The 10425-nt window shown below is 64.9% G+C and carries 11 protein-coding genes; 6 read left to right on the top strand and 5 right to left on the bottom strand.

All coding sequences use genetic code 11. From position 1 onward, the window contains the following. A partial coding sequence (locus tag VN856_RS15360; RefSeq protein ID WP_325690475.1) for an FHA domain-containing protein occupies nucleotides 1-1104 on the bottom strand: 1104 nt, incomplete at its 3' end. 163 nt (nucleotides 1105-1267) lie between these two features. Between VN856_RS15360 and VN856_RS15355 the strand changes: the two genes are divergently transcribed. Beyond that, nucleotides 1268-1924, top strand: a complete 657-nt coding sequence (locus VN856_RS15355) for a L,D-transpeptidase (RefSeq protein ID WP_325690473.1) — start codon at nucleotides 1268-1270, stop codon at nucleotides 1922-1924. Between the two features lie 25 nt (nucleotides 1925-1949). On the opposite strand, the gene VN856_RS15350 is transcribed toward VN856_RS15355, so the two are convergent. Beyond that, nucleotides 1950-2435, bottom strand: coding sequence for a nuclear transport factor 2 family protein (locus VN856_RS15350; RefSeq protein ID WP_325690471.1), 486 nt, complete (start codon nucleotides 2433-2435; stop codon nucleotides 1950-1952). A gap of 24 nt (nucleotides 2436-2459) precedes the next feature. Then, on the bottom strand, nucleotides 2460-3080 hold the full coding sequence (locus VN856_RS15345) for a TetR/AcrR family transcriptional regulator (protein ID WP_325690469.1): 621 nt from the start codon (nucleotides 3078-3080) through the stop codon (nucleotides 2460-2462). A gap of 38 nt (nucleotides 3081-3118) precedes the next feature. Here VN856_RS15345 and VN856_RS15340 point away from each other — a divergent pair, with 38 nt between their 5' ends. The 4 genes from VN856_RS15340 to VN856_RS15325 all read left to right on the top strand — a co-directional run bounded on the left by VN856_RS15340 (nucleotide 3119) and on the right by VN856_RS15325 (nucleotide 7815). Next, a complete protein-coding gene (locus VN856_RS15340) occupies nucleotides 3119-4345 on the top strand; it encodes a hypothetical protein (protein ID WP_325690467.1) in 1227 nt (408 codons plus the stop codon). Between the two features lie 237 nt (nucleotides 4346-4582). Continuing rightward, nucleotides 4583-6580, top strand: coding sequence for an Hsp70 family protein (locus tag VN856_RS15335; RefSeq protein ID WP_325690465.1), 1998 nt, complete (start codon nucleotides 4583-4585; stop codon nucleotides 6578-6580). Nucleotides 6581-6646: 66 nt separating this feature from the next. Further along, nucleotides 6647-7030 carry a hypothetical protein gene (locus VN856_RS15330; protein ID WP_325690463.1) on the top strand — a complete coding sequence of 128 codons (384 nt, stop codon included), beginning with the start codon at nucleotides 6647-6649 and terminating at the stop codon, nucleotides 7028-7030. 77 nt (nucleotides 7031-7107) lie between these two features. Next, the gene (locus VN856_RS15325) at nucleotides 7108-7815 is read left to right on the top strand and encodes a cutinase family protein (RefSeq protein WP_325690461.1); all 708 of its coding nucleotides are present in this window, start codon (nucleotides 7108-7110) and stop codon (nucleotides 7813-7815) included. A gap of 3 nt (nucleotides 7816-7818) precedes the next feature. Here the strand turns inward: VN856_RS15325 and VN856_RS15320 are convergent, their stop codons facing one another. After that, nucleotides 7819-8775 carry an SDR family NAD(P)-dependent oxidoreductase gene (locus VN856_RS15320; RefSeq protein WP_325690479.1) on the bottom strand — a complete coding sequence of 319 codons (957 nt, stop codon included), beginning with the start codon at nucleotides 8773-8775 and terminating at the stop codon, nucleotides 7819-7821. Between the two features lie 8 nt (nucleotides 8776-8783). Next, nucleotides 8784-9998, bottom strand: coding sequence for a cytochrome P450 (locus tag VN856_RS15315; RefSeq protein WP_414686964.1), 1215 nt, complete (start codon nucleotides 9996-9998; stop codon nucleotides 8784-8786). A 90-nt stretch (nucleotides 9999-10088) separates the two neighbouring features. Between VN856_RS15315 and VN856_RS15310 the strand changes: the two genes are divergently transcribed. Next, nucleotides 10089-10425: helix-turn-helix domain-containing protein (locus VN856_RS15310; RefSeq protein ID WP_325690459.1), on the top strand; the 337-nt coding region annotated here is incomplete at its 3' end.

Genomic DNA, 10425 nt, shown 5'->3' with positions numbered 1-10425 from the left:
GTCCTGAGGCACCATCCCGATTCGCGAGCGCATCGAGGCGTACTCGGCGTGCACGTCGTGGCCGTCGAACGCAACCACGCCGGCGCTGCGTGGCATCGCGCCCCCGATCAGTTTGACCAGCGTGGACTTTCCTGCGCCGGAGGGCCCGATCACGGCGGTCAGCGTCCCCGGTTTCGCGGTGAAGGACACATCCTGCAGCAGTTGGCGCCCATCGACGGTTAGCGCCAGCCCGTGTGCGGTCAGGCCATTGGTGCGGGCGGCCATCGGTTGGGGCACCAGAGTGTTGCGGGTCGCGAGCAAGTCGGTGTTGCCGATCGTGACGACATCTCCGTCGCGCAGCATGGCGCTGGTGATCAGCGCGCCGTTAACGAATGTGCCGTTGCTGCTGTGGTTGTCGCGGATTTCCAAGCCGGCCGGGCCGGCCACCAGCACCGCGTGCACGCGGGAGGCCAGCGCGTCCTCGACGACGACGTTGTTGGTCTTGGCGCGGCCGATCGTCGCCGAGGCCGCCGAACCCGGGGCCCGCCTGGGCCCGCCGACCGGGCGGGGAGGGGCGGGTCGGCTCGGCTGCGACGCCGTGGGACGAATCAGCGGCCGCGACGGCGCACGCGCAGCGGGCTGCGGACCGGTGGGCCGGAACATCGCGGTTGTGGGGCTGCCGCCCGGCGGCTCATCGGCTCGGTGTTCGACTGGTTGAGGAGTGCGGGGCCTCGACGGCGGTGATGCCGCGACCCGGAATGTCAGCTGCGGTCCGCGCGGGCTGCCCAACGCGATGCTCAGGCGGTCGCGGATGGGCACCAGGTTGGCGCGTGAACCGGCGACGAAAATGCCGTTCTGGCTTTTGTCGACAACCACCCACTGACCGCTGTCGAACCGCAGAATCGCGTGCACCCGCGAGATCAGAGTGAGGTCGTCGGGATCGATGTCTTGAAAGCGGATATCGCAGTCGCGGTCGCGACCGACGATCACATCCCGGTCGACCGGAAAGGTGTACATCGCCGATCCCAGCCAGACCGTGAGCGGAGGCACGGCGACACCGCTCGCGGTGGCGAGCTTCGTCGTGCTGCCCTCCTCAGCGGGATGGCTGCGATTTGTCGGTGGCATCCAATGCTTTCTATACCCGGGGAGCCTGCGCGCAACGCATACGAACATATCGGGGCACCAGCGGCGACACATCGCCCCAGCGCTGCGTCGCGGCCGCGCGGTGACCTGATCGACGCTAAACCTTGACTTGACCTGCCCATCGTGCGGCGCAGACCATAGAGGCGTGCGCCGACTGCTGGGTCTATTGTGCGCTGCGGTGTGCGCAGCCGTTGTACCCATGGCGACAGCTCCGAAGGGGGGTGCAGTCGGCGCACCTTGGTTTGCTCCCTCGGTCGGCAACGCCACTCAGGTGATTTCCGTTGTCGGGACCGGCGGTTCGAACGCGAAAATGGATATCTACCAACGCGACGCCCAGGGTTGGCAGCCGGTCGAGGCCGGCATACCGACACATATCGGATCGGCAGGCCTTGCGCCACAAGCCAAGAGCGGCTACCCGGCCACGCCTATGGGAGTTTTCGCCCTACCGTTTGCATTTGGGACCGCACCCAACCCCGGCGGCGGTCTCAAATACGTTCAGGTCGGGTCGCACCACTGGTGGAACGGCGATGACGGCAGTCCCACGTTCAACACCATGCAGGTCTGTCAACGGCCGCAGTGCCCATTCGACACCAACGCCAGCGAAAACCTGCAAATCCCGCAGTACAAGCATGCTGTCGTGATGGGCGTCAACCCAAACCGTGAGCCCGGCAAGGGCGCGGCATTCTTCTTTCACACCACCGACGGCGGCGCGACCGAGGGCTGTGTCGCGATCGACGATGCCAAGCTGGTCCAGGTCATTCAGTGGCTGCGGCCCGGCGCGGTCATGGCCATCACCCAATAACTGGTCGTCGCCACAGAGATTCTGGCTACAGGGCCAGCGCGCAGCCCGGTGTGATCTTGAAGTCCAGGTTCTTCAACGACATGGTGGCGTCGTAGGTCCGGTCGTATCCGACCGTGCTGATCCGCCATCCGTCAGCGGTACGCCGATATTGATCGTGGTAGAACCCGGCACCGATCAGCATGAAGTCGAATTCGGCCACAATCACCCGGTCTTGCAGATACCAGGTGCCGGTTGCCTCGTCGCCGTTCACTTCGATCTCAGGATGGGTGACGCGATGCTCGGTGATCACGTTCGATCCGAGCGACGAGCGCATGTACTCGACGAGATCGGCCCGGTTGGTGAAGTGGTGTTCTTCGCCCATCGACGAGCCGTAGTGGCCGACGACATCCTCGGTGAGCGTGTCGGCGAAGTCGTCCCAATGCTTGGTGTCGAGGGCACGCAGATAGCGGTACTTGATCAGTTCTATCGCTGCGACGTCGGCGAGCCAGGCGTCGTGACCATTTGAGCTCATCTCGTCATTGCAGCACACGCCGGCTCAGCGCAGATAGTGGGTGACCATATCGATGAGCGCGCGCCGCTCCCGCTGCCAATCGATCGAGGTACCCATGATCATCTGAGCCAGCACGACGCCACGCAACGTTGCCCAAATCACCTCGGCCACACCATCATTAGCCGGATCGTCGGTGATCAACCGGCCGAGCTGACCGATCGCGGAGTTCATCTCCAGCAGGTGGCGGCGCGATGAACCGCCAAGGCCGCCGCGGTGGGCGCCCAGGATCTCGAACGCCGCCATCGAGGTTGGGCTGCTGTAGCAACTCCAGGCAGTGTCGACGACTACCTCGATGCGCTCTCGCAATGGCAGGTCGCTGACATCGGCCGACGAGAGGCTTTCCAGCAGCCTGGCCACTCCGTCGTCGACGACGGCCATCAGTAAGCCGTTGCGGTCGCCGAAGTGGTACTGGATCACCCCCCAGGTGACTCCCGCTCGCTCGGCGACATGTTTTGCCGTCGCGGCAGCAAAACCCTCCTCCACGATGCAGCGGACCGTTTCGTCGATGATCTTCGCTCGAGTGTCGTCGCCGCGTTTGCGCGGCGCTTTGGTTCGCCGGGTGGGGCTGACGGGTGCTCGGGCCTTCTGGCCTGCGGCGATAGACATTGTTGACTTTATAACATAGTCGAGTCTATTTTTGGGCGGTGAGCCAATCCCGCTACGCCCAGTTGTCCCGTCAGGAGTTGGCGGTTCTGCTACCTGAACTGCTGTTGATCGGGCAGATGATCGACCGTTCCGGCATGGCGTGGTGCATCCAGGAGTTCGGGCGCGACGAGATGGTGCAGATCGCCATCGAGGAATGGGCCGGCGCCAGCCCGATATACACCAGACGCATGCAGCGCGCGCTGAACTACGAAGGTGTCGACGTGCCAACGATTTTCAAGGGCCTACAGCTCGACATCGGCGCTCCGCCCCAGTTCATGGACTTCCGCTACACCATTCACGACCGCTGGCATGGCGAATTTCATCTGGACCACTGCGGCGCGTTGCTGGACGTCGAACCGATGGGCGACGACTACGTGTTCGGAATGTGCCACACCATCGAGGATCCGACGTTCGACGCCACCGCTGTCGCGACCAATGCTCGCGCGCAGGTGCGACCGGTGCACCGCCCGCCCCGGGTTCCGTCCGACCGGCATCCGCACTGCGCCTGGACGGTCATCATCGACGAGGCTTACCCGCCAGTCGAGGGCATTCCGGCGCTGGACATCGTGGCCGAAACCCGCGCCGCGAATTGGGAACTCGATGCGATCGATCAGACCGAGGAAGGTCTGGCCGACTATTCGGGCCCGGTGGTGTCCGACTTCGACTTCAGTGCGTACTCGCATTCGGCGTTGGTGCGCATGGCCGACGAGGTCTGTCTGCAGATGCACTTGTTGTATCTGTCCTTTGCCATCGCGGTGCGAGCGCGGGCCGGCTCGGACGTGAAGCTGGCCGACTCGATATGCACTCGCGGGCTGACCGGTGTCGCCGGACTTGGTGCAGAACGGATCCACCGATCGCTGTCTCTCCCGGATGGGATCCCCGGTGTGCTAAAGGTTTTCGAGTTGCATCCGTTGTTCAATCCGGTGGGCTACGTCAACGCCGAGGCGCGCACTGAATTGCAGGTCCACCAGTCGCCGGCTCACGACGACGCCGCGTGGATCTCGCTGTGCTCACCGGAGTCGGTCCAGCCGTTGCAGGCGATCGCCACCGCTGTCGACCCGCACATCGAGGTCCGGGTCACAGGTACGGGCACCGACTGGATTGCTGAGCTCTCCGAGAGTGACACTGCCGCAACGGAGCTGCCTGAGGTCTCGGTCGCCAAAGTCAGCGGCGGGGCGACGTTCGAGTTCCAGCCGCGGCGATCGCTGCCATTGACCGTGGTCTGACGCTTCTCGACCTGTCAAGCCGCCGGCGGTATCACTTCGGTGACGCAACCGCATCGACCGGATACCGATGATCTTGTGCCCGACCGTCATAGCGTGCGTCGCCGTTATCGTTGACGCTGGCCACCGAACGCTATCGACGAAAGTATTCGCTTTATGTATGACCCGTTGGGGTTATCGATCGGGACCACAAACTTAGTCGCGGTCCGCAGTGGGACGCCACCCGTCTCGCGTCGCGCTGTGCTGACCCTTTTCCCGGATCGCGCGCCGGAATTAGGCCTGCCCGAGAAAGATTCGGCAAACCCGGAGGCAGCTGACACCGGCACACTGATGGCCGGCTTCGTCGAGCGAGTTGGTGGGTCGCATGTTCTGAAATCCGCCGACGGTTCCACCCATGATCCAGCGCTGTTGCTGGTCGAAGCGCTGGATGTGTTGACCAGCGCAACTGGCGGCAAAGCGTCCACATCGAACATCACGATGGCCGTCCCCGCGCACTGGGGGCAGAAAGCGATGCGGGGACTACAGGACGCACTGATCACCCACGCCGATTTCGTTCACGGTGGTATCGCGCCGCGGCTAGTGCCGGACTCTGTTGCCGCGCTGACCGCGTTGAACTCCGACTCACGATTGCCTTCCAAAGGCGTTGTCGCGCTGCTCGATTTCGGTGGCGGCGGCACCAGCATCACTCTGGCCGACGCAGCGTCGGACTTCACGCCAATCGCCGACACGTTGCGTTTTCCGGAGTTCTCCGGGGACCTCGTCGATCAGGCACTGATGGTGCATGCGCTGGACAGCGCGGGCCACAGCGATGGGACCGATCCCGCCAGCACCGCCGTCGTAGGGCAATTCGCGAGTCTGCGTGAAGAGTGCCGTCTGGCCAAAGAGCGGCTGTCCACCGACAAGGCGACCGATCTGGTTATCGACTTGCCGGGCAAACGCACCCGCATGGAGCTGAGCCGAGCGGAGCTGGACGGCCTGATCGAGGAACGCCTCGAGGATTTGCTCTCCGCGTTCGACGACCTGTTGCGCCGCAACAGGGTTCGCAGCAGAGATCTCGCTGCTGTAGCGATGGCGGGCGGGGGTGCCAAGATCCCGGTTGTCGCGCAGCGCCTTTCGTCGCACACCAAAGCCGCAGTGGTGACCGCTGTGCAGCCGGCCTTTGCGACAGCGGTCGGCGCGGTGATGCTCTCCGCCAAACAGCCGATCGAGCAGCAAGACAAACAACGCGAAGAAACGACGATGGCCGCGTTGGTCGGCGCGTCGACCGGCAGCTTCGCAACCTCGACCAGCGGGCTAGCCACCACCGGTCGCTTCCTGGCTCCCACCGACGCGCTCGGAACTCCCACCGGCACATTCGGCGCCTCGACCGGCAGCTTCGGCATCCCCACGGCCGGTGCGCTCTTCGACGACCCCTCGGAAAGGCTGACCGAGTTGGCCTGGTCGCAGGCCGACGATTCCGGCGAAGAGCCGGTGCTCTACACCGGCGAGCCCTATGACACCGACGACAACCGAGCCACCCCGTCGCAGCTGATGCAACTGCCAAAGGCCGAGCCGTTCGACATGGCTCCCCGCGGAACTCGTCTGCCACAGTTGTTTCTGGGACTCGCCGCGCTGGTGTCGATGATCGCGATCGGCGGTGTGGCGTTCACCTTGACCAGTAGCGACAACCGCGCGCCCACGCTGCCGAGCAGCACGACGACAGCGCCGCCCCCGCCGCCGCTGAGCTCGCAGCTTCCATCGCCGAGCCCGGTGCCCCCAGCCCCGCCGAGCGCAGAGCCGTCGCCGATCGTCGTCCCGCCACCGACGAGCGAGGCGCCGCCGCCTCCGCCTCCGGCGCCGATCCAGACGTATGTACCCCCGCCTCCGCCACCCCCGCCGCCTGTGACGACGAGGGCCCAGGTCACCACGACCGTGCCGCAGCCGACGACCACGACGCCGCAGGCGACCAGCAGCACCACGCCGAGTACCCCGCCCCCGCCACCACCCCCGCCGCCCCCCACCTCCACGGCCCCGGCGATGACGACGACATATCTGAACCTGCCGTTCGTGCCGGTGCCGATACCGGTTCAGGTGCCCGAAGGTCAGGGTGGGGCGACCCAGCAGCCGCAAAACCCGTATCAGCAGCAGAACCCCTACCAGCAGAACCCCTACCAGCAGAGCCCCTACCAGCAGAATCCGTATCAGCAGAGCCCGTATATGCCGCAGAATCCTTACGCGAACCCGGGCTACGGCTACTAGGCGTGGCGCGAGCCGGCCGAAATGCGCACACTGGGTGTATTCGGTGTGAGCAGCCAGGAGGCCGCAATGGACGACAACGGTCGGTTCGGATTCGATCCGGAAGACTTCGAGCACGTGATCCGCGACGCGAGCGAGGGATTGCGCGAAGCGATCGAGGGAGTCAGCCGGTTCTTCACGGGGCCCGGTGGTCGGGCCGGGTGGGCGTCACTCTTTGAGGATTTGGCGGGGCGACGACCGACCAGGCCGGAAACCACCGGCGAAACGGGTGACGGGGTCTGGGCGATTCATACGGTGAGCGCCGACGGCACCGCCCGCGTCGAGGAGGTGTACGCCTCCGAACTCGATGCGCTGCGGGCAAACAAGAACAACACCGATTCGAGCCGGAAGGTTCGATTCCTGCCGTACGGCATCGCCGTCAGCGTCCTCGACGATTCACCCGAGGAGCAGTAACCCTGGGCGGCGGGCTCGCCGCGGTGTTGGTCAGCACGCGGCGGCACGTTCGCGTTCCGTACGGCACTATGGGGATCATGCGCCTACGCCAGATCGGTCATGTCCCCATCGCAGCTTTGATGATCGCCGGCGGGTTGTTCAGCACCCCGATGGCGATCAGCTCCGCGCAACCATGCCCTGACGTGGAGGCGGTGTTCGCCCGCGGCACCGGTGAGCCGGCGGGTGTCGGCGGTATCGGGGAGCCATTCGTCGACGAATTACGCACAGCGATCGGCCCCAAGTCGCTCGACGTCTACCCGGTCAACTACGAGGCCAGTAGCAACTTCTCCGACCGCGTCGAGTTCGCCCGAAGCGTGGTCGATGGGATCAAAGACGCCAAAGGTCATATCGAGGCCACCGCGGCGAACTGCCCCAAGACGAGGATTGTGCTCGGCGGGTATTCGCAGGGGGCGGCCGTGGCCGGCGCCGTCACCTCGGCGTCCATCCCTCCGGGAGTGCCTGCGGAGTACTTACAGTTCCTGCCCAAGCCGATGCCGCCGGAGATTGCCAACCACGTCGCCGCGGTCACGCTCTTCGGGAAGCCGTCGGCTCAGTGGCTGCAAAATTACGGCGCGCCGGCGGTGGTGATCGGTCCGCTCTATGTGCCGAAGACCGACGACCTATGTGCGGACGGCGACACGATCTGCAACGGTGATCCCGGCGGGCTGCCGAGCTTCGCGCACTCCTCGTACCCGGTGAACGGGATGACCCAGCAGGCCGCGGGTTTCGCGGCCAGCCACCTGTAGCCGTCAGTTCGGCTGGTTCGCCAGGAGGGTGGCGAACAGCTGGCTCATCTCGTCGGCGGGCCCGCCCGGTACGGTGTAGCCATCCTCGTCGCGGATCTCGTCGAGATGGTCACGCACCTGCTCGATGGACAGCGCGGGGCTATAGAAGCCTTTTGTTCGGCCGATGAAGAATCGGGCGACGTGTCCGGCGCCGACGGTGTAGATCTCACCGGACACCGGACAATCCCGGTGGGTCAGGAACGCGGCCACCGGGGCTACCAGCGCCGGATCCAGCTTCTGAAGGTATTGCGTCACAAGATCATCCAGTACGACCTGAGCTGACGGATCGTCAGGCGGGCTGGCACTCTCGACCGAATGCGCCAGCATCCGGGTGTAGGCGATCGGCGCTACCGCGTTGACTTTGATGTCATGGTCCGCGCCCTCGGCGGCCAAGACTCGGGTCAAGCCGACCAACCCGGTCTTCGCCGAGCCGTAATTGCTCATCCGTTCGGCGCCAAGGAGTCCGGCGGCCGAGCAGGTGTTGAGGATCCGTCCGTAGCGCTGCCCGAGCATGATCTTCCATGCGGGCCTCGTCACGTAGAACGCACCCTTGAGATGCACATCGATCAGCGGGTCGAGCCGATCGGCGGTGATGTCCTCGAACGGCGCATCGCGGACGATCCCGGCATTGTTGATCACGATATCGACCCGCCCCCAGGCTTGCATGGCCGCGTCGATAATCGCCTGTCCACCTTCAGAACTCGTCACACTGTGGGTGTCGGCGATGGCCTCGCCGCCGTGTTGGCGGATCTCCTCGACCGTGTTGGCCGCGGCGTCGGTGTTGGAGCCCGCTCCGGTCACCGAGCCGCCGATATCGTTGACCAACACCCGCGCGCCGCGCGACGCCAGCAGCAACGCGTACTCTTTGCCCAAACCGCCACCGGCGCCGGTGATCACCGCAACCTGGTCGTCGAACCGCATGTCGTGTGTCACCAGGTAACCGGAAGCTCTTTCATGCCATAGATGTCGGCCTCTTTGAACCTCAGCTCATCTGGGGGCACCGCCAGTTGCAGCTCGGGGAGCCGGCGCGCCAGAGTCGCAAAGGCGACCTGCATTTCGACCCTGGCCAGGTTGGCGCCGATGCATTGGTGAGTGCCGTAGCCGAAAGCCAAGTGCCCGCGGGCATTTCGGGCGACGTCGAGAGTGTCTGGGCTGTCGACGAATTCGGGATCCCAGTTCCCGGCAGGCAGGTTCATCAACAATCGGTCCCCGGTGCGGATTTGCTGGCCGCCGAGGACGAGGTCTTCGGTCGCTATCCGGTCCACCTGAGCATGCACGATAGACAGATAGCGCATGAGCTCTTCGATGGCATTGGCGATGACGGCGGCGTCGTCAGTTTGGCCGAGCCGCTGGAAAACCTCCGGATGCTCAAGCAGTGCAACGGTTCCCAATCCGATCATGTTGGCAGTGGTTTCGTGGCCGGCCTGCATCATGATCACCGCGTTGACCGCCACGGTGTTGTAGTCGAGTTGGCCGGTCGCGACGTAGTCAGTGATGAGACGGCTGATCAGGTCGTCGCCGGGATCGCGCTCCTTGCGCGCCACCAACTCCTGGATGTAGGCATACATCGCGATGAAGCCCTGCGCCCGTTCCTCATCGGTGGACTTCACGTCCAATCCAAGGGAGGTGTTGTGCTGGAAGAGTTCGAGATCTTCGGGCGGGACGCCAAGCAGCAGCGCGATCACCATCGATGGCACCGGTAGGCCGAAGTCGCGCACGATGTCGGCCGGCGGGCCCTTGTCGATCATCGCGTCCAGATACCCGTCGACCAGTTCCTGGATCTGCGGCCGCATCGCCTCGGTACGCCGGAAGGTGAACTGGCTGGTCATCATGCGCCGCAACCGATGGTGTTCGGGATCGTCGATGCGTGCGAAGATCGGCGGCGCCTCATTGCCGCTCGCTGTATCGAACAGGTCAGGCAGGGTTTCGGCCGACAATCGCGGGTCGACTAACGCAGCTCTGATGTCCTGGTAGCGGCTCACCGACCACACCTGTTGCCCGTTCCACATCGCCCGCTGCAGTCCGGGCTGGTTTCGCCAGTCGGCGAATTCAGTCGGCGGATGAAGGGGACAGTGTGCGGCCCGCGGGGTCGGTATGACGGGAAGATCGGTCTCGGGACGAGAGTCGGAAGTTGTTGAAGTCACCGGCGTTTTCCGTTAAGTGTCAGATGGCTGTCAATTCCACGAGCGTAAAGCGCGGCTAAGTGGCAGTCAACAGTCAGTTATGCTGGCGCGATGACTGCGGTGACCGACCGGCCGTTACGCGCGGATGCCGCACGCAACGCCGAACGGATCCTGAAAGCCGCGCGGGAGGTCTACGGCGAACTCGGGCCCGACGCGCCCATCGAGGCGATCGCCCGTCGCGCCGGTGTCGGTGAGCGCACCCTGTACCGGAGGTTTCCGACCAAGGCGGAACTGGTTCGCGCGGCGCTGGACCAGTGCATCGCCGAGGACCTCACGCCGACGATTGAGGCAGTCCGCAGGGCCGCCGACCCCATGGCGGGTCTGGCCGAGCTGTTCGATGCGGCGATATCGCTGGGCGCGCGCGAACACAATCTGTTGACAGCGGCGC

The organism is Mycobacterium sp. (genome assembly GCF_035603715.1).
Lineage (GTDB): Bacteria > Actinomycetota > Actinomycetes > Mycobacteriales > Mycobacteriaceae > Mycobacterium.
Note: the sequence above shows the minus strand (reverse complement) of the source record. Positions and strands in the feature narration are given on the sequence as shown.